Raw genomic sequence first — 23,017 nt, 5'->3', positions numbered from 1 at the left:
TTCCGAACCTAACTTGCGCAGCACCTGCATATGAGACGCGCTCCAACACTTTATGAAGTGGTCACTGTCTCCCGAGATCGGAGTTCTTCTAAAGCACCATCGGTTCGGGAAGCGGCTCGCCAGCCTTGTTTACAATCGTGGACCCGTAGGGCTCCCGTGACGTGATGGCGATGCGGTCGTTTGGTAGCGGCCGGGCCAGGTGTCTGGCTTCCTCCCAGTGTGCGCGCATCCAGATTTCAATCTCCTCAGCAGTCTGCAGAAGGACCGGCATCGCCTTCTCGTGCACATTCCGGACGATGTCGTTCGGCTCCGTTGTCAGAATTGCGTAGAGATCATCAGTCGTCAGCCCATCCTTGACCTTGCGGACGCTCTTCCATTGTCTCACCCAGAGGCCAGCGAAGAACATGACCGCCTTGTCGGGTCTTGCAGAAAACCACGCGTTTGGTGTCCTGCCGCCTTCTTCCTTGCTTGCCGGGTCTGGCTCAGCAAAGGCCGTCACGGGCACGAGACATCGGTGTTCAAGGCCGAACCATCGTTTCCAATGGGGCAAAGTCAAGTTGCGAATGTTGGTAACGCCGCCGTCCGGCTCCATCCGTAGGAGTTCGTCCATGTCCACTGGAAGGCCCTTATTTCGAAGCTTTTCAGCGCGGGTTTCGGCTGCCTTCCTCTGCAAGTAGCTCGGAGAGGGCAGGCCCCATCGGCAGTTCGCGAGCTGCTTCCTACCGTCGGAGGTGTTTCGGATGACGGGTGCCCATTGATCCGGGTTGATCTGATAGGCGGGCATCAGGTTGATCAGGCTCTCAACGTCCTGCGCCCATTTGTTGACCCAGTCGCGATCATCCATGCGGTAGAGATTACACATGCGCTAGTCGCCTCCCTTTTCTGGGACCGAAGGTCAGCCATTTGGCTCGGACTTTCAAGGCACCACGAAGCGGCTAGGCGTCGAAACGAAGTTGTGTCGGACAAAGGTCCGGTCATTAAGGCGCCGAACTCAGCGAAACGGAACGACCAATGGAGGAACAGCGCGGAGGTACCGGCGCGGTTTGCTGCAAGTATCCACATTTGCATGGCTGCATTGCACAAAAAATGTTTTCCAATTGGTCAAAAAACGATCATAACGGTGACAGCTGATGCATATAGCGGCTTCTCCTCCCAGTTCCGCGCAGCAGCTGTTCCCCTCTGGAGGTTTTCGACCTTCACAACTTATGGGCCACGGTATTTTTGCGTGGCCCCTTTTTTTCTTTTCGATTTGATGAGCGCGATGAAACTCCACTCGAGGGAGGCGTCAGGGCCTTTCCAGCCTGCGTAGCGAGAGGGGGCCAAATTCGTTCAGCGTCCGCATTGTGGTTGGATGCGCGCTGCTTACACATGACTGACTATAAGTCGATCTGCCGCTGAAAGCATCCCTTAGCTGGCTAAGCTCCATCAATCGGCATTGGTGAACGATGGAAACAGCAACCAATCTCAAAAGAGACATCGAGATCGCACTAGGCGAGGGCTCGCTCTACCCTTCGCCTGTAGTGAAACGAAGTGCCCACAGACGCCGCGACCGTGGTGTGGACGATGAGCAGGGCGCTAGACGATTTTAAATCGATTTTAAAAAATCGAGCGAAAAAACTAATCGATTTTAATTTTATTACTAAACATTTCATGTTGCGGAGCGAAAGAAACCAAGTCCTAAATGGCGCCCGAAACGTGCCGTATGGAGGAATTTGGATGACTTTTTCGTTTCCGCTTACTGAGAAGCGTAATGTTGTGGAATTGCTGAAACACCTTGCCCAGCATAAGCTTAGCTACCCGGGGAACTGCGTTGTGACGGTGAAACCGCACGTCGCCCACGTACAGTCGATGAATTCGTTCGCGTTGGGTACGGCTCGTACCGCGTGGTAGCGCCGCGGGGGCGAAACTGATTTTCAAGCCGCTGCCCATCATAGACGCAGGGCCAGCTGTTCAACGCACGTGTCGGCCAGATGCTCGAGCGAGGAGATTGTCACGCCGAGCAGCCGTATTCCCTTCCTGATAGGAAAGACGGCTCCCAGCAGCACGCAAATGGATTCCTCGATTTCCTCTTTCGATCGGAAACCATGGCCAATCGTCCTTGCGCGGGTGATCTGCATGAAGTCGGCGTACTTAACCTTGAGCGTCACGGTCTTGCCGGTAATCCGATTTGCCTCGCAGTAGTGCCAGACCTTCGCAATCAGGGGCTTCAATCCTTCCAGGGCAGGCTCGTAAGTGTGAATATCCACAGTGAACGTGTCTTCCGCTCCGATAGATTTTCGGACCCTATTTGGCTTTACCTGACGATCATCGATCCCACGCGCGATGCCGTAAAAATACGGCCCGGACTTGCCGAAATGCCGAACCAGAAACTCGAGATCCCTCTCTCTTAGATCGGCTCCAGTTTCGATACCGAAACGATGCATCTTCTCCGCAGTCGCTGGGCCGATGCCGTGAAACTTCTCGACAGGGAGCGCAGCCACAAAGGCTGGTCCATTCTTCGGCGTAATGACGGCCTGGCCATTTGGTTTGTTGAGGTCGCTCGCCATTTTGGCCAGGAACTTGTTGTAGGAGATTCCTGCAGATGAGTTGAGGTTGGTCATCGCCTTGATCTTGGCCCTGATTTCAAGCGCTATCTCCGTCGCGATCTCCATGCCCTTCAGGTTCTCCGTAACATCGAGATAGGCCTCGTCGAGCGACAGCGGTTCGATCATTGGGGTGTATTCGGCAAAGATTTCCCTGATCTGAGCTGAAACAGCCTTGTAGACGTCAAAGCGCGGCTTCACGAAGATCAGGTTGGGGCATTTGCGCTTTGCCGTCACTGAAGGCATTGCCGAATGGACGCCGAACTTACGCGCCTCGTAACTGGCGGCCGCCACCACGCCGCGCGCCTCCGAACCGCCGACTGCGACCGGTCGTCCACGAAGCTCCGGGTTATCGCGCTGCTCGACGGACGCGTAGAAGGCGTCCATGTCGATATGGACGATCTTGCGGTGGCGCTCGATTGATAGATTTGCGGCGGGATCATTCATCGAGTGTTTCCATAACAGGAGCTAAACAGGGAAACCGAGCCTGACAACGGTCGACGCCATCCGCGCCGTTCAGTCGCAAACAGCCAACAGTCAGCCGCCGTCGAAGTTGCCGGAAAGGACAGGCTGGCCCCGCACTGTCTGACAAGGGCCTTCCAGCCGAGAGTGGTCGCTCGCTGACAGACATCGCATGCGATAACGATGATGGCTCCTCGATAGTCACGCAGAGTCGGCTCACAGCAGGAATTTTTTCTCATCCGAAAGATATTGTACGCCCTGTGGACCGCTCTTTGCTAGCACCTTGAATTCCCTCAGGGATCGAAGCCCTGCGCCGCTGTGGATGGACTGTTGGTTCACTATCCACCCGAAAAGCGCCCCGTTGACTCACATTCCAGAAAGGAACAAAGGTAGAACATACTCGCTTTTGAACGAGATGGAACCCTTGAATTGACGAAGGCCACAGAATGGCGCAGCCAGGCGCAAACCCTGTCATCACCGAGCTTACGGAGCCTATCGCGCGCCTTGAAGGTGTCCTTGTTCGCCGCAATCAGGTTCTGGCCTTCGATGTTCGCGAGATCCATGAACATCTGCCGGGAGGCGGGCTGTCTTTCGGAGCCGTGCATGAGTTCGCCGGTGGTGGATCGGGAACCGTCGACGGCGCGGCAGCCGCTTTGTTTGCCGCTGGGATAGCAGCGCGTACCAAGGGCCGGACCTCTTCTTTCCGGCTTTGGCTCAGGCTGGCCTTCAGCCGGACGGCGTCGTCTTCGTCGGGGCCGACAAGGAGGAAGACGTGCTTGCTTCCATGGAGGAGGCCCTATCGTTCGGCGGTCTCGGAGCGGTCGTCGCCGAACTTGTCCGATTGCCGATGACAGCCTCCCGCAGGCTGCAGCTTGCCGCCGAAAAAACGGGAACCATGGGTCTGGTCGTTCGATGCTGGCGGCGACAGACGGAGGCCTCCGACTTCGGCCAACCGTCCGCGGCAACGACCAGGTGGCGTGTGAGCGTCGTGCCGTCGGAGGAGCTTCCGTTTGGGGTGTGGGAAGGCCAAGATGGTTTCTGGAACTGATGCGGGTGAAAGCGGCTGAGTGCGCTGAGTTTTTCGTAGGAGCGTGTGATGTCCAGGGTAGTATCCATCTATCTGCCGGAGTTGGCGACGGATCGAATACGTCGCAACGACCCTTCTATTCCCGTTGAGCAACCCGTTGCCGTAATCGCAAAGAGCGGCCCAAAGCGATGGGTCTCGGCGGCCGACGCTGCAGCAAAGAAAGCGGGAGTCCGTGTTGGGATGGCGGCGGCAAAAGCCCAGGCCATATTCAGGGGCTTGATGCTGATCGACGCCGATCCGGCGGCCGACGCAGCAGCTCTCGCAAGGATCACGCTTTGGGCACTCAGCCAGTATTCTCCAATCGTCGCTGTTGATGAGCCCGATGGCATTGTTATGGACACGGAAGGTGCTGACCATCTTCAGGGTGGGGAGCTGCCGATGTTGACCGGAATAGCCAACCGGTTCCATGGGAAAGGACTGACAGCGCGGGTTGCTGTGGCCGACACGTGGGGAGCGGCACACGCTTGTGCTCGCGCGATCCGAACGGGGACGGTCATAGTTCCGATTGGACAGACGGTCGGGGCCGTCGAACACCTTCCTCTTTCATTGCTCAGGCTTCCGGCCAAGATCGTTAGCGATCTCAATATTCTCGGTTTCAAGTCAATTGGGGAGTTATCAGCAACGCCCCGAGCACCGCTGACCCTTCGCTTCGGTCCGGAACTTGGACGTCGCCTGGATCAGATTTTTGGTCGGGTCGCCGAGCCGATTGATCCGATCCGGGTACCGGAGCTGATAGAGGTCAGCAGGGTCTTTGCCGAGCCAATCGGTGCCGCAGAAACCATTAACAAATATGTTGCTCGGCTCGTTGTGCAGCTCGTCGCCGAACTGGAGCGCAAGGGTCTTGGCGTGCGGCGAACGGATCTCATCGTTGAGAAAGTTGACGGTACACGCCAGGCAATCCGTGCAGGAACCGCCAAACCTGCTCGCGACGTTGCCTGGCTGTCGAAGCTCTTTCGAGATCGTACTGAAAAAATCGAACCGGGGTTCGGAATCGAGAAGATGACATTGGCGGCGGTTATGACACAGCCGCTTGAGCAGGAGCAGCGATCCTCTGACCTGATAGAGGAGCAGGACGATGACATCACGCCGCTGATCGACGTGTTTGGCAATAGAGGGCAACGGGTCTACCGGGTCGTGCCGGTCGCCTCAGATGTTCCCGAGCGCAGTGTACTGCGGATCGCGGCTGCCGCTCCCGATGTCGCGGAAACGTGGGCGCACCACTGGCCCCGGCCTGTGCGATTGCTCGCCCGCCCAGAGCAGATCGAAGCGATCGCACTCCTGCCTGATCATCCGCCTGCGAGTATCACTTGGCGTGGCAAACGACGAAAGGTCAAACGCGCTGATGGTCCTGAACGCGTTTTCGGCGAGTGGTGGAAGCGCGACAGTGAACTAGAGGCAGTGCGAGACTACTTTGTCGTCGAGGACGAAGGTGGCGAGCGTTTTTGGGTATTCAGGTCGGGTGACGGGGTCGACTCCGAGACAGGATCCCATCAATGGTTCATGCACGGAATATTCGGATGAGATACGCCGAGCTCCAAGTCACGACCCATTTCAGTTTCCTGCGTGGCGCAAGCAGCGCCGACGAGCTGTTTGCCACCGCAAAGGCACTTGGCATCGAGGCGATCGGCGTTGCTGACCGCAACAGCCTTGCCGGGATTGTCCGGGCACTCGAGGCATCGCGCGCGACAGGCGTGCGCCTTGCTGTCGGATGTCGGCTCGATCTGCAGGACGGGATGTCGATCCTTGTCTATCCAACCAATCGCAACGCGTATTCGCGGCTGACCAGGCTGCTCACACTTGGCAAGAGCCGGGGCGGAAAGGGCAAGTGCATCCTGGGGATCGATGATGTCGTTGCTTATTCAGAAGGACTTTTGGCCATCCTGTTACCCGATCTGCCGGACGCGAACTGCGCTGCCCAGCTTCGCAAGGTGGCAGAGGTATTCGGCAATCGGGCCTATGTGTCTCTCTGCCTGAGGCGCCGACCGAACGACCAGAAGCGGCTTCACGAGATTTCGAAGATGGCTGCGCGTCACCGTGTGAAAACCGTCGTCACCAATGATGTCCTGTTCCACGAGCCCGGCCGCCGCCAGTTGCAGGATGTCGTCACTTGCATTCGCAAAAACACTAGGATCGATGAGGTCGGCTTCGAGCGCGAACGGCATGCCGACAGATACCTCAAGCCGCCCGAGGAGATGGAGCGCCTGTTCCCACGCTACCGCGAGGCGCTGGCGCGGACGATGGAGATTGTCGAACGCTGCGGGTTTTCTCTTGAAGAGCTGAGCTACCAATATCCCGAAGAAGCGGTCGTAATGGGCATGGACGCGCAGCAGTCGCTCGAGCATTACGTCCGCGAATGCATCCCAATCCGATATCCGGAAGGCTTGCCCCAGAAGGTCCTCAGGGCCATAAAACACGAACTGGACCTGATCCGCACGATGAAGTACGCGCCGTACTTTCTGACAGTGTTCAGCATCGTTCGTTTCGCGCGCTCAAAGGGTATTCTTTGCCAGGGCAGGGGATCGGCGGCAAATTCGGCCGTCTGCTACATTCTGGGGATCACCTCGATCGATCCCGAGACCAACGATCTCCTGTTCGAGCGTTTTGTGAGCCAGGAGCGCGACGAACCGCCAGATATCGACGTCGACTTCGAACACGAGCGCCGCGAGGAGATCATCCAGTGGATTTACACGACCTACGGTCACGACAAGGCGGCCCTCTGTTCGACCGTAACGCGGTACCGAGCCAAGGGCGCAATCCGCGACGTCGGCAAGGCGCTCGGGTTGCCGGAGGATATCATCAAGGCGCTATCGGCAGGCATGTGGTCTTGGTCGGATGAATTGGCAAGCGACCGGAGCCTGCGGGAACAGGGCCTTAATCCTGAGGACCGGCGGCTTGCTCTGACGCTCAAGCTCGCCCAGCAACTGATGGGCGCGCCCCGTCATCTCGGTCAGCATCCGGGCGGCTTCGTGCTGACCCATGACCGACTCGACGATCTCGTTCCCATCGAGCCGGCATCCATGGCCGACCGTCAGGTGATCGAATGGGACAAGGACGACATCGAGGCTCTAAAGTTCATGAAAGTCGATGTTCTGGCGCTCGGCATGTTGACCTGCATGTCCAAGGCCTTCGATCTGCTTCGCGAGCACAAAGGCGAGGACCTCGACCTCGCGGGAATCCCCCAGGAAGACAAGGCCACCTATGCGATGATCCGCAAGGCGGACACACTCGGAACATTCCAGATCGAGTCACGTGCACAGATGGCCATGCTTCCGCGCATGAAGCCGAGGACCTTCTACGATCTTGTCATCCAAGTGGCTATCGTCCGCCCGGGTCCGATTCAGGGCGACATGGTCCATCCCTTCCTCCGACGCCGGGAGGGCAAGGAGCCTGTCGAGTACCCGACACCGGAACTGGAAGCCGTTCTTGGAAAGACGCTGGGGGTGCCACTCTTCCAGGAGTCAGCCATGAAGGTGGCGATGGTCTGCGCTGGCTTTACCGGCGGCGAAGCCGACCAGCTTCGCAAGTCGATGGCGACATTCAAGTTCACCGGCGGCGTCAGTCGCTTCAAGGAGAAGCTGGTCTCGGGGATGATCAAGAACGGATACTCGGCCGAGTTTGCGGAGAAGACGTTCAGCCAGCTCGAAGGATTCGGTTCATACGGCTTCCCGGAAAGCCATGCTGCCTCCTTCGCGCTGATCGCCTATGCCTCGAACTATGTGAAGCGCCATTTCCCCGACGTCTTCTGCACCGCTCTGCTGAACTCGCAGCCGATGGGCTTCTACGCGCCTGCCCAGATCGTCCAGGATGCGCGTGCCCATGGAATTGAAGTCCGGCCCGTCTGCATCAACCAGTCGCGCTGGGATTGTACGCTCGAGCGTATCGAAAGAACCAATCGCCACGCGGTCCGCCTCGGAATGCGCTTGGTGAAGGGACTGGCCGTAGCCGATTCTGCCCGGATCGTCGCCGCCAGGATGAACGCATCCTTCGAAACGGTCGACGATGTCTGGCGGCGATCGCATGTCCCAACGGAAGCGCTTGTACAACTTGCCGAAGCCGATGCCTTCCTGCCGTCGCTGAAGCTCCAGCGCCGGGATGCGATCTGGGCCATCAAGGCCCTGCGTGACGAACCTCTTCCTCTGTTCGCCGCCGCTTCCGAACGTGAAGCACGTGCGATCCCCGAGCAGCAGGAGCCTGAGGTCGCACTCCGACAGATGACCGCGGGTCATAACGTTGTCGCAGATTACAGTCATGTCGGACTAACACTGCGCGACCATCCGATTGCCTTCCTCAGAAAGGAGCTGGCGGCACGCCGCATCGTCACTTGTGCCGAAGCCATGAACGCTCGTGACGGTCGATGGTTGATGACGGCAGGTCTCGTCCTTGTAAGACAAAAGCCTGGCTCGGCGAAAGGCGTGATGTTCATCACCATCGAGGATGAGACTGGGCCGGCCAATCTCGTCGTCTGGCCAAGCCTGTTCGAACGCCGGCGTCGGGTCGTCCTCGGATCGTCGATGATGGCGATAAACGGCCGCGTTCAGCGCGAGGGAGAGGTCGCACATCTTGTCGCGCAGCAGCTTTTCGACCTGTCCGGTGAATTAGGCGAGCTGACTGATCGCGATCTGGACTTCAAGTTGCCGACAGGTAGGGGCGATGAATTTGCGCATGGTTCGCCAGGCAGCCCGGACTCACGTGATGGGGCGGCGGCCAAGCCGAGGGACATTTTCGTCCCGGACCTGCATATCGATACCTTGAGGGTGAAGGCGAGGAACTTTCATTGATGGCATGGCAGCGGGTTCGCGTGTCGCCACTCACGCAGGTAGACCCGCAAGCCTCAATCCTTGGCGTAGCCGATCAACGTCCTTTTCTTCTCTGAGGTATGAGACATCTACAAGCCAGTTTACATAATCAACCGGACCCGCGGTCGCATCTCCGCACCATCGCCTGCTGACAGCATCGAGGAAGACCCGGCCGCATTTCTCTGCATCCTCGATCCGGTTGAGGTGAGCGTAGGCGGCCGCGCGCCACGCCATGTCTCGCGGCTCCCTTTCCGGCGTGGCGAATGTTCGCTGTTCGAGAAGGACGGCCGCCTCGCCGTATCGCTCCGTTTGGAAGAGGAGGCGGGATTTATAATAGTTGTACCAACTGGGATATAACGGGTTCAGTCGATACGCGATCTCCGCACCGGCCAAGCCCTCCTCAGCCCGCCCAATCGCTCCTTGCATCCATGCCCACATTATCAGGATGGTAGCATCGTTGGGGTTCATCGACTTCGCCAGGCCAAGATGATGTTCAGCTCGTTTGAAGTCTCGCCACGTCAAGCAAATGTATCCCAGTGTGGACTGAACCCGTGGATCGCTCGGATCGAGGGCAAACGCCATCTCGGCTGAACGCAGTGCTTTGATCCTGTTCTCATCCTCTTGTCTTGGAATGCCAATAGCACCGTCCGACGCGCGGTTGAGGTATATGTAGGCGAGGCCTGTATGGGCTCTGGCAAAAGTCGGATCAGTTTTAGCGGCACGCTCAAAAAGCGCCTCCGCGCGTTCCTGCGCTCCTGGCCTGAAGTCGTCAGAGAGGCGGTTGCCCTGCAGAAAGAGATCATATGCCCGCATGTCTTCCGGGCGACGGCGTCGTGACGTCAATTCGTTGTCGTCTATGACGCGTTGTGCGACCATGGCGACGATGCTCTGCGCAATCTCCTCCTGAGTGGAAAAAATATCGTCAAGGGATCGGTCATATCGATCCGCCCATAGGTGCGTCCCGCTCGCTGTCTCGACGAGCTGGACCGTAATTCGAACACGGTTACCAGCGCGCCTTACACTCCCCTCTACGACATAGCCCGCGCTGAGCGTCCTGCCGACCTCGCGCAAATCGAGCATTCGGCCGCGTAGCGCAAATGACGAGGTTCTCGCTATCACCATAAGCTCGCTGAAGCGTGCCAATTCCGTGATGATGTCTTCAGTTATTCCGTCGCTGAAGTAAGCCTGCTCCGGATCACCGGACATGTTCTCAAATGGAAGTACGGCAATGGCAGGCCCGGTCGATTTTGGAGTTTCGGGTGAAGCGTAGGCAGACCCGCTGAGTGGCAAATGGTATGCCTTGATCGGCCGCGCGATGTTCTTGAGGTGCTGCTCACCAGCGTAGTCGAAATTCGCGTCAACCTTTCCAGCGAGCTGTTCGTAGGCTGCCCCCGAAATCAGAAGATCACCCGGCTGGCACAACTGCTCCAGTCGGGCCGCAACGTTGACACCATCCCCGAGCAGGTCGTCACCGTCCACCACGACATCACCGAGATTGATGCCTATGCGAAGGATGATCCTGTTTGCGGAACCGGCCGGCTCCTGTTCATTCGCCAGTGTGTTCTGGATCGCGATTGCGCACGAGACAGCCTCAACCACCGAGCTGAACTCGGCGATCAGCCCATCGCCCATCAATTTGACCAGCCGGCCGGCATGTCTTGCAATCAGTGGACGAAACACCGAGGTCTGTAAATTTATCAGAACCGCAAGCGTATTGCGTTCATCGGCTTCGACAAGTCGTGAAAAACCGACGACATCGGCAACTAGGATTGCGGCTAGCCTTCGCTCCAAAGCTTCCCCTCCATTCCCCCGACAGTCGGCCCTGTCAGCTCCCGGCCGGATACCCGCATAGAAAAGCACAGGTCCAAGGCCGGGTTAAGCGAGAATTCCGATGCCGCTCGTTCGTGGCTAACGAGACTCATATTACGCCGAATGCTGCGACAATGCGCTTTTCGTTCCGCGAAGAAGCAGCGTCCCGGGTCACCGCGTTGACCCCATCAGTGGCGCAACGCTACGCGCGGCCTGGTAAGGTCATGGAGGCTATCGTCAGAATTTTCTCTATAGATCCACTCGGGAGGATCGATCGGGACTTCGGCCATGGCCGCCGGTCGTGCAATGCAGGATTTGCAAAGCTCACCAATCCCAGACGCTGGGCTGAGCCTGCGTTAGGCATTTCTAAATAGAAGGCGACTAATGTATCCGCATGCGCGGCTTACTCTTCCTGTTCGGTATCCTGGCTTGCTCGTGGGCGATAGATCGGATCGCATTCGGGGGGCAATACAGTCATGCAGCTTGGCGTGAAGCGACAGACCAGGCCAATTTCTTTCGCCATCGCGTTGAATATTCGATTAAGGGCATCATACCCCTCTCTCGACGTTGATCGCCCCGAACCTGCCCGTAGCACCCGCGACGGGGTCGTTTACCTCCTTTGAGTTCATCGAAGCGAACTTCAGTTCAGTTCGCGCGAACTCACGTGGAGGTTGATTAGTGCACTAACGCCCTATCTCAGTCATTGGATTGCATACGGAGAGCAATGACCGTGATTGTCGAAAAAGAACTCATTTCCAGAATTACATGGCGACTAATGCCGTTTCTCGGCATCCTCTACCTAATCGCATACATCGACCGCCAGAATGTCAGTTTCGCCAAGCTAGACATGGTCGACGCCCTCGGCATGAGTGAATACGCCTACGGTCTTGGCGCCTCGCTGTTTTTCATCGGCTATTTCATATTTGAAGTACCAAGCAATCTTCTATTGGACCGGTTTGGGGCCAGCAAATGGTTCGCGCGAATCCTGGTGTCGTGGGGTGCAGTTACGATAGCGCTCGCCTACACGCAGAATGCGACGATGTTCTACATCCTCCGTTTTTTGCTGGGCGCATGCGAAGCGGGCTTCTTTCCCGGTGTCCTGTATCTGCTGACTCTCTGGTATCCGTCCGCCTATCGCGGAAGGATGGTCGGCTTGTTCATGATTTTCAGCGCTCTCGCGAATGCCGTCGGCGCGCCACTGGGCGGTATGTTGCTCGATCTGGATGGTCTCTATGGTCATGCAGGCTGGCAGTGGGTCTTCCTGGTGACGGGAATTCCCGCTGTTATCGCGGGCTTCGTTACATTGATCTACCTCTCAGATCGGCCTGAAAGTGCGACGTTTCTGAATTCCGAGGAAAAGACCTGGCTGAAGGACCGCCTTGCTTTGGAGAACGCTGGCATGGAGGCGACCGCCAGCGATGGCTTCAAGGCGCTCGTCAATCCGCGGGTTCTCTTGATGGCGATCTGCTATATCGGGTTTCCCCTAGCGGCATACGGTCTCAGCTATTGGCTTCCGACCATCGTCAAGAGCTTTGGGGTCGGCAATACGGCCAACGGCTTTCTCAACATCATCCCATGGGTGCTGGTTGCAATCGCGCTCTATGCGGTCCCGTCAGCCGCAGACAGAGCCTCGTCGAAGATGCCCTATATCGTGGTACCAGCGGTTGTCGGCGCCGTTTGCCTGGTTCTGTCCGCCGTGATTCCGAACCATCTGCTTCAGTTTGCCTTTCTCTGTGTTGCGGCAGCGGGCATCTTTGCCGGGCAACCTGTTTTTTGGAGCCTACCGTCACGATTCCTTCGAGGGGCGGGTGCAGCCGCAGGTCTGGCGGCAATCAATTCTGTCGGAAACCTGGGCGGATTTATCGCGCAGAACGTCGTACCGTGGATAAAGGATTCGACCGGCAGCACCATTGCCCCGATGTTCTTCCTCGCGGCCTGCCTGGCTGCTGCAGCAATTCTGGTACTGGTCGTTGGTCGTATGGTCGGACGCACGCCGACGTCGAGTGAAAGCGGAAAAGCCAAAGTGAACGTGTAGTTGCCCCGTGGACCTCTGTTCAAAGGAAAGCGGGCATGGTGACGACGAGGCGGGTTCGGGAGGAAGGAGCCCGACAAGAAGAATCATAGGTAAGTACTATTTACGCTATTTTTCTGCACGCCAGACGCATATGGAATTTTATATGCTACATTATTTTATCAATACTTTAACTAAACTCTATTCAAACTGATTTTCATTGAAGCGGATAAAGACTCGAATGTTTGTATTGTCAGTAATTGACCGTGATGATCAACGTGATCTTCTGGTGGCAAACCTCCACCTTAGAGGAAGGTATCTCTATGCCGACGCCTGCGGCGCCAGATATCGCTTTCGAATTCAGGACGTGATCAACCTTTCTCCAGTCAATGACCACATGATTTTTCCACCTATTTCTGCCGCTAGAAGCGCCGGTCTAAACTAGCGCCGCCTGCGACGGTTGTGTTCGAAGGGCAGGTGAATCGCCGTACGCATTGGGTCGTCAAGACTTTCGCACGTGACCTACTGGCGAAGGATTCGAGATAAATCGATCCGCATGCCCGCGCGGCCGAGTTCGTTTTCACCGGGTGGTTCGGAAGAGCTCGATGAGGCGCTTTCGGGCTTTCCTGGGTACCTCCCATTTGGATCGTCCAGTTCGCCTTGACCTGCGATCGATCCACTGGGATCTTCGGCCTGAAATACGCTTTGAGCCTCGAACTCGCCCGTTTTCCACGCATCGATGGCATCCTCGAACACTTGCGGGAAAACTTCAGCGCTTTCGGGGTTTCCGTACCATTTGCTGACAATGCGAAGAATCTTTGCGAACATTCTCGTTCCCAGGCGCAGGTTCACGCACGGATCGACAAGACCTGACGTCACTTCCGAAATGTCTTTTACGCCAACACCTGCAGGAAATTGCGTGAGGCCGACGCGCACGACTGAATGTCCGACATTCTGCTTGACGATTTCCATTGCTTCCTCGGGTGTTCCAGCCTTCGGCACGAGGACCAATCGCCCTCCCGCTCTCACGGTGACAGCAAGGGGATCGGAAGAGCCTGCGGCTTTGACGAACTGCTCGACGATCGCCGGCTTCAAGGAGGGATCGGCACATTTTGTTATGAGGGCAGGATCAAGCATGAAGGGCTCCCGGAACTATGTGTTGACAGAGAAGACAAGCGGCTTGTCGAAGAGACGCGACCAAGCCTCGACACTGGCACGCTGGATGGGCACGATAGACGTGCTGCCTGTCCACCAGCCGTTCCCAACGGCGACGATGATATCAGGGTCGTAAAGCATGGACTGAACGACCGGCCAGACAATGAGTTGCTCGTAGCAAATCACCGGCGCAACTCGTTTGCCTGCGATCTCGGCGACGGGATTGGAGAAGAAATACGCACGTGCGCCGCCGCTGCCATCAATCAGTGACTGCCAGGGCTGCCACATCGAACCGGGGACCGGCATACGCTCGCGGTAGATTATTCGCGCCCCGAACTCCGAAAGTTCCAAGAGCACATTGTCGTAACCGATCTCGTCGACCACGGATGCGCCTGCGACGACCGTCAACCCGCTTGCCCGCAATTCACGCAGCCATAGCCGTTCGACCGTTGGTGTCCAGAAGCCGATCGCACTCTCTGGCAACACAACCACGGCGCCTTTGCCGCGCCTTGCCGCCCGCGCCGTTGCAACAAGGCCACGCTGCCGTTCGAGATTGCTGGTTCGGCCGAGCGACGCTCCAAGTGTGAGCTCGACACCATACCACGAAGAGGGTAGGTGCTGCGTCGTCCACTGTGCGGCGGACCAGAGCCACAAGCCAATAATGGCTATGGCTGCAGCCGGCCGAAGCCTGGTCGTCATGATCAAGAGGCCGGCTGCCATTGTGCCAAGACCGACCCACCCCCAGCCGGGAAACAGAACTCCGGCGGCGGTGATCGGGTGAGCCCAGCCCAAAATTCCAAAGGGCGGCACTGCCATCAAAAACATGACCAAGAGATAACGGATTGCAAGACGCCATCCCGATCTCTCGGTCCACAGGACGGCGTGGACGCTGACGAAGGCCGCCGACGCTATCAACCAGAGCAACAGACCGGACAAGAGATTTGAACCATAGAAGGCGACTGCGCCATGCGGCAAACCTCGAGATGCCGCAAGAAAATAGGTCGCCGATGCCATGGCGGCACTTGGCCGGTTGCGCGCCACGGACCAGATAAACGGAAAGGCGGCAGACACAGGAAGGGCGAGGGGATTTCCGCACCAACCGATCCAGCCAGCCGCTAGTGCCGCGCCCAACAGGACACTGTTGCGGACCAGTTCACGGCGCATAGGTGAGGACCGCCTTTGCCAGGCCGAGCACCCCGGAGGCAGGCACTGGACCAAAGTAGCGAGAGTCGAAGGAGCCGATGAAACCAGAGTGAAGAAACACGTAGCCCGTCGGTACCGTTCCTCCGCTGAATCGCCTCAAGCTCCGACCTTTGCCGTCCAGCTGGGCCGGTGCGGAATGCGGCAATGCAAGACCGTCGATCCTAACCAAGCGGTCAATTTCGATCCTTTGTGATGACATCGCAACGATGGTTTTGATGAGCGGCGCATAGCCACCGGGACAGATCCCCGATCGAAGGTAACCGCGGTCAAACGCTTCTCGCATGGTGGGCGTCGGCGGCGGACAGACAAAGACCAGATCGCCAATCTTGTAGGGTCCTTCCGGCATTTGAATTCGCCAGATCCCGAGAGGTTCGCTCGGCGTTAGATTGATCCGATACCCAAGCGCGCCTCCGGTCACGATGAGAGCTAAGAGAGCTGCGACAAGTGCGACAGGCAGACTCACGCGACGCCAAATTCGCGATGTTTGCCGGCGCTGATCGTGCAAAAAGGTCATTTCAGTGAAAGCCCCTTCCTGATCGTTTGCCGCAAGGCCTCGGAGTGCTTCAGAGAGGATGTCGATCGCTCTTGGGCGGACAATTGCTGAGCCGCGCGCAGAAAATTCCAGGCCGTCTTCATTTCTGCCTTCTGCAGAGAGTTCATCCCGGTCGTGAGGGATCGATAGGTTTGCCCGCTCGAGTCCCTTGCCGAAATCCCTAGGAAAGTCCGTTCCCCGAAGCGCTCCGCAACAGCCTTTGCAAACCCCTCAAGCTCCAGCCTCACCCTCTCGTCGGCGAGCCCGTGCTCAAGGACTGCGTGCAAGTCACTGCGGTCGATCGAATCGCGAACCTGCTCGAGCGCCGATCTGGCGTTCGGAGAAAGAGCGGGAATATTGATCGCGCTCTTCTGGCGGGCGGCGCACTCCTCTGTCTCATACTCTCGTTTTGCATTGGCGCGAATTTCAAGATAGCGGCCCAGACTGCGCGCCAGCGCAGTGACATTGACGACCGCCGTGTCCCGATCTTGCTCGTCGGATTTGCTGGCGAACAAACCCGTCTTGCCTTTGAGGGCACCGAAGCTACTCGGCTCGTCGGCGATCTTGAGCAGTGTCGCTGACGCCCTCGTCCGGTCAGCCAGCATCGCAGCGACATCGATGGCCTTGAATGCGGCCTCAGGTTGGGCATAGACGAGGTGGAACCGAACGAAGACATCTTCCCATAGCTTTTTTAAACCCGGGTCGGCCGCGAGCCTGTCCTCGACGACCTGCCCGATCGATCTCGAAAAAGTGGTGATCCCGGAAACCATGGGCTCTGCCTCCTTGATTGCGTGGTATTTCATCGCCGGCCCGACCAGGCCGAGTCGGGATCCGACAGCGGCCAAACGCGACGCGAGCGTGATGAGGTTGTGCTTCTGCCTGACTGTCCAAGCGAGCCGGTCACGAACAAGCGTTCGGGCGACATTGACGGCATGAAGACCGCGTGCGTCAGCAAAGCGGAGCGCCTGTCGGTAGGGGCTGCCTTGCGCATAGTCGAGCGTCGTTTCCTTGACGTTCGTGCGAGACAGCAATTCGATGAGGCCTCCAGCCTTTGTGAAGGACCGGCGGCCATAATAGACGCTGAGATCCTCGCGGTGGCGGGTCATGGCGACATAGGTGAGGTGACGGTCGAGGGAAAGAGATGCCAGCAACTTGACTCGATCGACAGTAGCGCCCTGGGCTTTGTGCACTGTAGTGGCATAGCCGTAATCGACATTGTTGTAGAAGCGCTGCTCGACCGCGACCTGGCGGCGACGCTCGCCTTCGCCGATGACGGCAACGATGCGGCCGGGCCCCGCTTCAAGGACCTTGGCAAGCATGCCGTTCTTGACACCAAGTGATCCCTCATTTTTGAGGAAAACGATCTGGTCGCCGGCCGCGAAGTTGCGATCTCCATCGGCTGTCTTGAAGGTAGACCCGCCATCGATGACGCCGCGCTCAATGAGCTTGGCACGCGCCAGCTCGTTCAGCGTCCGGACATCACGACGCAAATGTGCAAGGATCAGGGAAGACCCGGCTGGATCATAGTCGCGGCTCCAATCCGCAATGAGGTTTGAGACCGCTTCAATCTTCAGCTCGGCGCTGATCATCCTTCCATTCGACTGATAGGCTTCGACCGCCTTGCCGATGTTGCCATGCGCAAGATCGCGCGAGGCGTCACGCATCCATTGTTTGCGTTGGCGATATATCGTGTCGAGTTCGGCATAGCCGATACGATTGGCAATCGCTCGGAAGGCAGCGCCCGCCTCGATCGGCTGCAACTGTTCCGGATCGCCGACGAGAACGAGTTTGGCGCCGGCTTTGGTGACTGTTTCAACGAACAGCGCCATCTGCCGCGACGAGACCATGCCCGCCTCATCGAGAACGAAAATCGTCTTGTCGTCGAGCTGATCGCGGCCCTGGCTCCAACGGAGCCCCCACGACGAAAGCGTGCGGGAGATGATGCCTGCTTCCTTCTCGAGACCTTCCGCTGCCTTGCCGGCAAGGGCACCGCCAACGACGCGATATCCGGCTGCTTCCCATGCCTGTCGAGCGGCCTTCATCATTGTGGTCTTGCCAGCACCGGCCCGACCGATCACTGCCGCGATACCTTCGCCACCGGCGACATGTTCGATTGCGCTCGTCTGTTCATCGGACAGACGATCATTGCGTGCAAAGGTCGCGCCGAGCACTGTCTTTTGAACCTTGTGCGACGATCGCTTCGACAACCAGATTGCTCGATTGACCATTTCGGCTTCAAGCCGGATCAACTCACGGGTTGTGTACTTGTCCGGGGTGCATTGACCTGTGGCGAAGTCGATCCTCTCCCGATCGAGACGCAGGGTCGCGGGGCTCTGCAGGATGCGCGCAAGAAGGCTTTGGAAAAGGACTGCGTCGTCGATATAGCGATGCAGGAATTTGGCGACATCGCGCTCATCGAAGACGCTCTTTTCCCGCGCAATCAGGTCAAGTACGACCCCCGGATTGCGCTGAATTCGTCGCGCATTCTCGGCCCGGCGCTCCTCCTGCAATTCCAGCCGCTCGAGCGAAACCTGTTCGCCCGAGCCTTCCGTCTTCCGTTCGATTGCCTTGGCGCCGACGCCGAGATGGATGGTCGGGGTCAGCTCGATACCCTGCTTTTCGAAGGAACGGCCATCGATGCGAATGTCAAGACCGGCAACTGCCAGATGCCGATTCTGGCAGGCAAACCAGCCGTCGCGAAAGACATTGAAATCATCCAGTCTTCCAGCCCAAAGCTCATAGACGATCTTGCCGCTGTCGTTGCGGAGCGGATTGCCGTCCGCTCCGAGCACGGGCACTTTCTTGGCACCGAAACCGTCTTCCGTCAGCGGCCGCAATGTGGTCATCAAATGGACATGCGGGTTGCCAGGCGCATCGTGGAAGACCCAATCGGCCACCATGCCCTTGGAGATGACATGCCTTTCCACAAAATCGCGGACAAGCTCGATATTCTGCTTAGCCGAGAGTTCGATCGGCAAGGCGATCGTCACGTCCTTGGCAAGCTGTGCGTCAGAGCGCTTCTCGAAATCCTCGACCTTGTTCCAGAAGGCTTCCGACGCAGATGAAACCGAGCGGTCGGCAATGATTTCGCGTAACCACCCCGGCGCGTCGACTGGAATGATAAACTCCTCATGAAGCAGACCCTGCTTCCGGCTGTAGTCGATCGTCCGGGCTTCCCGCTCATATTCCATCTTGGTGCAATGGCGGTAGGCAGCCGACAGCACTGCGCTGCGGCCGGACCCGCGGGCAACGATCGTGACTGAAAAATGCGGGACGGTCACTGTGAAACCAGCTCCTTCGAGCAATCGAATTCAATAAGCTCGTCAGGAGCGGCGGCCCGAGAAGGCCAAGCGCAGAGCGTCGCGTCAGCGACGTATAATTGCGCCCTTCGGATCCGCTCCTTCGGAACGGTCGGGATCATGCTCAAAGGTGTTGGCTGCGCCAACTCGCATTTCTGTCAGTAGATCATCTCGCCAATCTGCGGGACCTTCCTGCTTGAGGAAGTCGAAACCGTATGAAAGGGCGACCGGGAATGAAGAAACCGTCTGCAAGAATTCGCGAAGAAATCGTCCGTCTCCAGGAGCAGTTGAAGCAAGCCGAAACGCGGGAGGCCGAGCGCATTGGTCGCGTCGCTCTCAAGGCTGGGCTAGGCGACATGGAAATCGAGGAATCTGACCTTCAGACGGCATTCGAAGGTCTCGTCAAACGATTTTGCGGGACGAGACCCGCGTCGACAGAAAAGGACAAAGGCAGGGCAAGCAGAACCCCGCAAAGCGCGTCGAACCGCGCTGGAGCAGATCAAGTCAGCACTGGCGAGGATTGATCGGATGCAGCGCGCAAGAAACTCGCAAGCGCGGAAGAAGGATACACGCGACAAGATCGAACTCGGGGGCCTGATTGTCAAGGCGGGCCTTCGCTACGAGAAGCGCGCACTTCTTCTCGGCGCTCTGATCGATCTTAATCGCCGTCTCGGGATCGACGATGGCGAGCGAGCGCGACTGATGGCCATCGGCAACGAGGCATTCCGCCATGACAGCAAATAGGGTGGTGCTCCTTTTCATACCGATCATGTTGATGATTGGTGTTACCGTTGGCATTACTGGCATCGAGCAATGGCTGGCAACGTTCGGCAACACCGATGCGGCCAAGGCCGCGCTCAAGCATCTAGGCATTGCCGCGCCCTTCGTCGCAAGCGGAGGCGCCGGGGTGATCGTGCTCTTCGCCGCGGGCGGCTCGATCAACATCCGTTCTGCTGCCTGGGGCGTCGTTGCCGGGGCCGCCGCCACATTCCTGATGGCGCTTGCCCGCGAGGTTGTTCTCCTTTCTGTTCTTGCAAGGCAATTGCCCAGAGGCAGCAGCATGGTTGCCGATCTTGAGACTGGGACGATAGCTGGGGCGGTGACTGCACTGATGACTGGATGTTTTGCGCTGCGGGTTGCGCTTCTCGGAAATGCGGCATTCCCGCGCGCCGAGCCAAGGCGTGTTACGGGCAAACGCGCCCTCCATGGGGAGGCCGACTGGATGACGATGCAGGAGGCGACACAGCTTTTCCCGAATAGCGGGGGCATCGTGATTGGAGAGTGTTACCGCGTCGATCGTGACGACGTTGCTTCACATCCATTTCGGGTTGACGATCCTGAGACCTGGGGCGTTGGCGGCAAGTCGCCGCTGCTCTGCTTCGATGGATCTTTCGGATCTTCCCACGGCATCGCCTTTGCAGGGTCCGGTGGTTTTAAGACGACTTCAATCACCATTCCAACCGCGCTCAAATGGGGCGGAGCGCTTGTCGTGCTTGATTCATCGAACGAGGTTGCGCCTATCGTGATCGAACATCGTCGAAAGGCTGGCAGGGACATTCTTGTCCTCGATCCAAAGCACCCAGACATCGGGATCAATGTCCTCGACTGGATCGGACGTTTCGGTGGCACCAAAGAGGAAGACGTAGCCTCGGTCGCATCTTGGATCATGAGCGAAAATGGGCGAGCACAGGGCGTGCGAGATGACTTCTTTCGTGCTTCGGCACTTCAGCTCCTCACCGCAATTATTGCCGATGTCTGCCTGTCCGGCCATACGAAGAGCGAAGAACAGACCCTTCGCCAGGTACGCAGCAACTTAGCGGAACCGGAGCCGAAACTGCGCCAGCGATTGAAGGAGATTCACGACAACTCCAAATCCGATTTCGTGAAGGAGAACGTGGCCTCTTTCGTGAACATGACACCGGAAACCTTCAGCGGTGTCTATGCGAATGCAATCAAGGAGACGCATTGGCTTTCCTACCCAAACTACGCTGCGCTGGTATCCGGATCGAGCTTTATGACAGACGCGATTGCCGACGGCGACACGGACGTTTTCATCAACATCAATCTCAAGACGCTCGAAATGCATTCCGGGCTGGCGCGCGTCATCATCGGCACGTTCCTGAACGCCATCTACAATCGGGATGGCAGGATGAATACGCGCGCGCTTTTCCTTCTTGATGAAGTGGCACGCCTTGGGTACATGCGAATTCTGGAGACGGCGCGAGACGCTGGTCGCAAGTACGGCATCACCCTGATGATGATCTACCAATCGATTGGTCAGATGCGTGAAACCTACGGTGGCCGTGATGCATCAAGCAAGTGGTTTGAGAGCGCAAGTTGGCTTTCCTTTGCGGCGATTAATGATCCTGAAACGGCGGATTACATCTCACGTCGCTGCGGCATGACCACGGTAGAGATCGATCAAGTCAGCTTGACCTCCCAGTCGCGCGGATCATCGCGCACGCGATCAAAGCAACTGGCGCCGAGGCCACTGATTCAGCCGCACGAAGTTCTTTGCATGCGAGCCGACGAGCAGATCATCTTTACCACCGGCAAGCCACCGCTTCGCTGCGGCCGCGCCATCTGGTTCCGGCGTGAGGACATGCGGCAATGCGTTCGGGCGAGCCGCTTTTCAGTCTCGTCGGGCGGACCCTGAATGTGAGCTCGAACTAGCCCGCGTCGCATTGCGACATCACTGAAATGAATCAGTGAGCCGGAACCGATTCAAAACTGTCGTTGGACCCGGAATCTCCAAAGCGCGATTCTGTGTGCATGATCTCGCAACCTTACAAACTCTACATCGAGCGCACCGATCCGACCCGCAACATGGCTCGCTTTTATGCCATGTCGATTGACGCGACTCTGTTTGGTGACGTTTGCCTCACCCGTCGATGGGGACGTATAGGCGCCAAAGGACAGACAATGACCCACCATTTCGAGCGAGAGCACGATGCGGTGGTGCTCTTTCTGGATCTGATCCGGCTTAAGCGAAAGAGAGGGTACGCCACGGTCGCCAGTGGGCGTCGCTCATCCTGAAGACGACTGAAGAGCAAAGGACCTCGCGTCAGAATTCTGACTGCCAGCTTTAAGCACGACGCGCGGGAGGCATTATCCCTAATCGCGATGAAACGAGATCCGCAGCAAAGGTGCACCGGGTCGCACTCGAGACGAAAGTGAGCGCCCTAAGGGTGGTGGCTCGACTTGCACGATATCTAACTGTTCGGCCATGGCGACGGCAAGCTCTGCTCTGGCAATCTCGAGCTCGGCTACGATTTGACGACGCCCAGCAGCCCAACCTACATTGCGGAGTTCGGCGCGCAGTTCTTCGATCTGCTGTTCGATAAGATTGGCCATCGTTTCGTCTCCTGAAGTTCGTGAAGGACGACAACCGCTGCCAGTGACACGATAGATGGGGCAGGGATCGCATCAATTCCGATGACGCCGGCGAGTGGGAAGCCTATTTCAACAGGCTCCGCACAATCGGGAAAACCGCTCATTGTCGGGGAGCTGACAACCGATCAAGCTTTATTGGGCAGCTATACTCCCTCTGTTCGCAGCAAAGGCTGGAAACCGGCTCCGCCTTGTGGCGGAGCCGGGTCACTCGCTAGTCCCGGTTCGGGCGGGACCAGATGAGCTGGAGGCTTCCTCCGCCTTCGACTTCGGCGAGTGTCGCGTAAATCGGGGCAGCAAAGCTCGGGTCGTCAAGTTTGACGGAGAGGTAATCCCGGCCCTGCTCGGAGGTCTTTTGCCAAGCAGCGCCCAACTCGACATTTCCAGCATAGATGCGGAAGTGGGGGCCCTTTTCGGAGGGAGTCTCGACTCGGGAGATGCGAGCCTTGAGATTGAGGGCGAGAGTGCGGATCGAACCCGTAAATCCGTTCTCGGTGGAGGTGAAGGTGCCGATGGTTGCCATTCTAAGTTCCTTTCGTTGTTTCCGGCCGCGCCCATCGCGGCCTCGATGACAGTCACGAGTCCGTGGACGATCGGACCGCACCTATTTGGCCGAAATGAAACGGAGGGCGGCAGTCGCATGTTTGTTAGTAGGCGAGGAATGACGGCGAAACGGGAAGGAGTAAGAACA

At 57.8% G+C, this 23,017-nt stretch carries 17 protein-coding genes and 1 pseudogene; 8 read left to right on the top strand and 10 right to left on the bottom strand.

What is annotated here, in order from left to right; all coding sequences use genetic code 11:
* Positions 1 to 88 precede the first annotated feature (88 nt).
* The 3 genes from IB244_RS13570 to IB244_RS32180 form a co-directional block, all read right to left on the bottom strand.
* Positions 89 to 862, bottom strand: coding sequence for an SOS response-associated peptidase (locus IB244_RS13570; RefSeq protein WP_192304532.1), 774 nt, complete (start codon positions 860 to 862; stop codon positions 89 to 91).
* A 1,066-nt stretch (positions 863 to 1,928) separates the two neighbouring features.
* Positions 1,929 to 3,029: a DNA polymerase IV gene (dinB, locus tag IB244_RS13565; protein WP_192304530.1), complete on the bottom strand. Its 1,101-nt coding sequence runs from the start codon at positions 3,027 to 3,029 to the stop codon at positions 1,929 to 1,931.
* Positions 3,030 to 3,382: 353 nt separating this feature from the next.
* On the bottom strand, positions 3,383 to 3,607 hold the full coding sequence (locus IB244_RS32180) for a hypothetical protein (RefSeq protein ID WP_246734421.1): 225 nt from the start codon (positions 3,605 to 3,607) through the stop codon (positions 3,383 to 3,385).
* On the opposite strand from IB244_RS32180, the pseudogene IB244_RS13560 reads away from it, so the two are divergent.
* The 3 genes and pseudogenes from IB244_RS13560 to IB244_RS13550 all read left to right on the top strand — a co-directional run bounded on the left by IB244_RS13560 (position 3,518) and on the right by IB244_RS13550 (position 8,909).
* Positions 3,518 to 4,220: pseudogene (locus IB244_RS13560) on the top strand (ImuA family protein). The gene IB244_RS32180 and the pseudogene IB244_RS13560 sit on opposite strands and share 90 nt — an antisense overlap.
* Positions 4,141 to 5,652: a Y-family DNA polymerase gene (locus IB244_RS13555; RefSeq protein ID WP_192304528.1), complete on the top strand. Its 1,512-nt coding sequence runs from the start codon at positions 4,141 to 4,143 to the stop codon at positions 5,650 to 5,652. Before IB244_RS13560 ends, IB244_RS13555 begins: the two are co-directional and overlap by 80 nt.
* Entirely contained in the window at positions 5,649 to 8,909 is a 3,261-nt protein-coding gene (locus IB244_RS13550) for an error-prone DNA polymerase (protein ID WP_192304526.1), read from the top strand. Before IB244_RS13555 ends, IB244_RS13550 begins: the two co-directional genes overlap by 4 nt.
* 30 nt (positions 8,910 to 8,939) lie before the next feature.
* On the opposite strand, the gene IB244_RS13545 is transcribed toward IB244_RS13550, so the two are convergent.
* Positions 8,940 to 10,718 (bottom strand): adenylate/guanylate cyclase domain-containing protein, encoded by a 1,779-nt coding sequence (locus IB244_RS13545; protein WP_192304524.1) that lies wholly within the window; start codon positions 10,716 to 10,718, stop codon positions 8,940 to 8,942.
* Positions 10,719 to 11,466: 748 nt separating this feature from the next.
* Here IB244_RS13545 and IB244_RS13540 point away from each other — a divergent pair.
* Positions 11,467 to 12,771: an MFS transporter gene (locus IB244_RS13540; protein WP_192304659.1), complete on the top strand. Its 1,305-nt coding sequence runs from the start codon at positions 11,467 to 11,469 to the stop codon at positions 12,769 to 12,771.
* 498 nt (positions 12,772 to 13,269) lie between these two features.
* Here the strand turns inward: IB244_RS13540 and IB244_RS13535 are convergent, their stop codons facing one another.
* The 4 genes from IB244_RS13535 to traA are packed head-to-tail and all read right to left on the bottom strand — an operon-like array spanning position 13,270 to position 18,918.
* Positions 13,270 to 13,884, bottom strand: a complete 615-nt coding sequence (locus IB244_RS13535) for a TraH family protein (RefSeq protein WP_169680881.1) — start codon at positions 13,882 to 13,884, stop codon at positions 13,270 to 13,272.
* Positions 13,885 to 13,899: 15 nt separating this feature from the next.
* Positions 13,900 to 15,066 (bottom strand): conjugal transfer protein TraB, encoded by a 1,167-nt coding sequence (locus tag IB244_RS13530; protein WP_192304522.1) that lies wholly within the window; start codon positions 15,064 to 15,066, stop codon positions 13,900 to 13,902.
* Positions 15,056 to 15,619, bottom strand: a complete 564-nt coding sequence (gene traF / locus IB244_RS13525; protein WP_246734410.1) for a conjugative transfer signal peptidase TraF — start codon at positions 15,617 to 15,619, stop codon at positions 15,056 to 15,058. The genes IB244_RS13530 and traF overlap by 11 nt, the downstream gene beginning before the upstream one ends.
* Positions 15,616 to 18,918 carry a Ti-type conjugative transfer relaxase TraA gene (gene traA, locus IB244_RS13520; protein WP_192304518.1) on the bottom strand — a complete coding sequence of 1,101 codons (3,303 nt, stop codon included), beginning with the start codon at positions 18,916 to 18,918 and terminating at the stop codon, positions 15,616 to 15,618. Before traA ends, traF begins: the two co-directional genes overlap by 4 nt.
* A 251-nt stretch (positions 18,919 to 19,169) precedes the next feature.
* Here traA and traC point away from each other — a divergent pair, with 251 nt between their 5' ends.
* The 4 genes from traC (at position 19,170) to IB244_RS13500 (ending at position 21,972) form a co-directional block, all read left to right on the top strand.
* A complete protein-coding gene (gene traC / locus IB244_RS13515) occupies positions 19,170 to 19,460 on the top strand; it encodes a conjugal transfer protein TraC (RefSeq protein WP_192304516.1) in 291 nt (96 codons plus the stop codon).
* Between the two features lie 4 nt (positions 19,461 to 19,464).
* A complete protein-coding gene (gene traD / locus IB244_RS13510; protein ID WP_018860152.1) occupies positions 19,465 to 19,680 on the top strand; it encodes a type IV conjugative transfer system coupling protein TraD in 216 nt (71 codons plus the stop codon).
* Complete coding sequence (gene traG / locus IB244_RS13505; protein ID WP_192304514.1) at positions 19,667 to 21,592, top strand: Ti-type conjugative transfer system protein TraG; 1,926 nt, start codon at positions 19,667 to 19,669, stop codon at positions 21,590 to 21,592. Before traD ends, traG begins: the two co-directional genes overlap by 14 nt.
* A 116-nt stretch (positions 21,593 to 21,708) precedes the next feature.
* The gene (locus tag IB244_RS13500) at positions 21,709 to 21,972 is read left to right on the top strand and encodes a WGR domain-containing protein (protein WP_025662679.1); all 264 of its coding nucleotides are present in this window, start codon (positions 21,709 to 21,711) and stop codon (positions 21,970 to 21,972) included.
* 78 nt (positions 21,973 to 22,050) lie between these two features.
* On the opposite strand, the gene IB244_RS13495 is transcribed toward IB244_RS13500, so the two are convergent.
* Together IB244_RS13495 and IB244_RS13490 are read right to left on the bottom strand one after the other, a co-directional pair.
* Positions 22,051 to 22,290, bottom strand: a complete 240-nt coding sequence (locus tag IB244_RS13495; RefSeq protein ID WP_192304663.1) for a hypothetical protein — start codon at positions 22,288 to 22,290, stop codon at positions 22,051 to 22,053.
* A 250-nt stretch (positions 22,291 to 22,540) separates the two neighbouring features.
* Entirely contained in the window at positions 22,541 to 22,849 is a 309-nt protein-coding gene (locus IB244_RS13490; RefSeq protein WP_018860148.1) for a DUF736 domain-containing protein, read from the bottom strand.
* Positions 22,850 to 23,017: the final 168 nt, after the last annotated feature.

It is taken from the genome of Rhizobium sp. RHZ02, from assembly GCF_014851575.1.
GTDB lineage: Bacteria > Pseudomonadota > Alphaproteobacteria > Rhizobiales > Rhizobiaceae > Rhizobium > Rhizobium altiplani.
Note: the sequence above shows the minus strand (reverse complement) of the source record. Positions and strands in the feature narration are given on the sequence as shown.

Coding starts and splice junctions, on each gene's coding strand:
- traC (WP_192304516.1), top strand. CDS start 19,170: ATGAAGAAACCGTCTGCAAGAATTCGCGAAGAAATCGTCCGTCTCCAG.
- traF (WP_246734410.1), bottom strand. CDS start 15,619: ATGACCTTTTTGCACGATCAGCGCCGGCAAACATCGCGAATTTGGCGT.
- IB244_RS13570 (WP_192304532.1), bottom strand. CDS start 862: ATGTGTAATCTCTACCGCATGGATGATCGCGACTGGGTCAACAAATGG.
- IB244_RS13495 (WP_192304663.1), bottom strand. CDS start 22,290: ATGGCCAATCTTATCGAACAGCAGATCGAAGAACTGCGCGCCGAACTC.
- IB244_RS13535 (WP_169680881.1), bottom strand. CDS start 13,884: ATGCTTGATCCTGCCCTCATAACAAAATGTGCCGATCCCTCCTTGAAG.
- dinB (WP_192304530.1), bottom strand. CDS start 3,029: ATGAATGATCCCGCCGCAAATCTATCAATCGAGCGCCACCGCAAGATC.
- IB244_RS13490 (WP_018860148.1), bottom strand. CDS start 22,849: ATGGCAACCATCGGCACCTTCACCTCCACCGAGAACGGATTTACGGGT.
- IB244_RS13555 (WP_192304528.1), top strand. CDS start 4,141: ATGTCCAGGGTAGTATCCATCTATCTGCCGGAGTTGGCGACGGATCGA.
- IB244_RS13550 (WP_192304526.1), top strand. CDS start 5,649: ATGAGATACGCCGAGCTCCAAGTCACGACCCATTTCAGTTTCCTGCGT.
- IB244_RS13530 (WP_192304522.1), bottom strand. CDS start 15,066: ATGCGCCGTGAACTGGTCCGCAACAGTGTCCTGTTGGGCGCGGCACTA.
- traG (WP_192304514.1), top strand. CDS start 19,667: ATGACAGCAAATAGGGTGGTGCTCCTTTTCATACCGATCATGTTGATG.
- traD (WP_018860152.1), top strand. CDS start 19,465: ATGCAGCGCGCAAGAAACTCGCAAGCGCGGAAGAAGGATACACGCGAC.
- IB244_RS32180 (WP_246734421.1), bottom strand. CDS start 3,607: ATGGATCTCGCGAACATCGAAGGCCAGAACCTGATTGCGGCGAACAAG.
- IB244_RS13500 (WP_025662679.1), top strand. CDS start 21,709: ATGATCTCGCAACCTTACAAACTCTACATCGAGCGCACCGATCCGACC.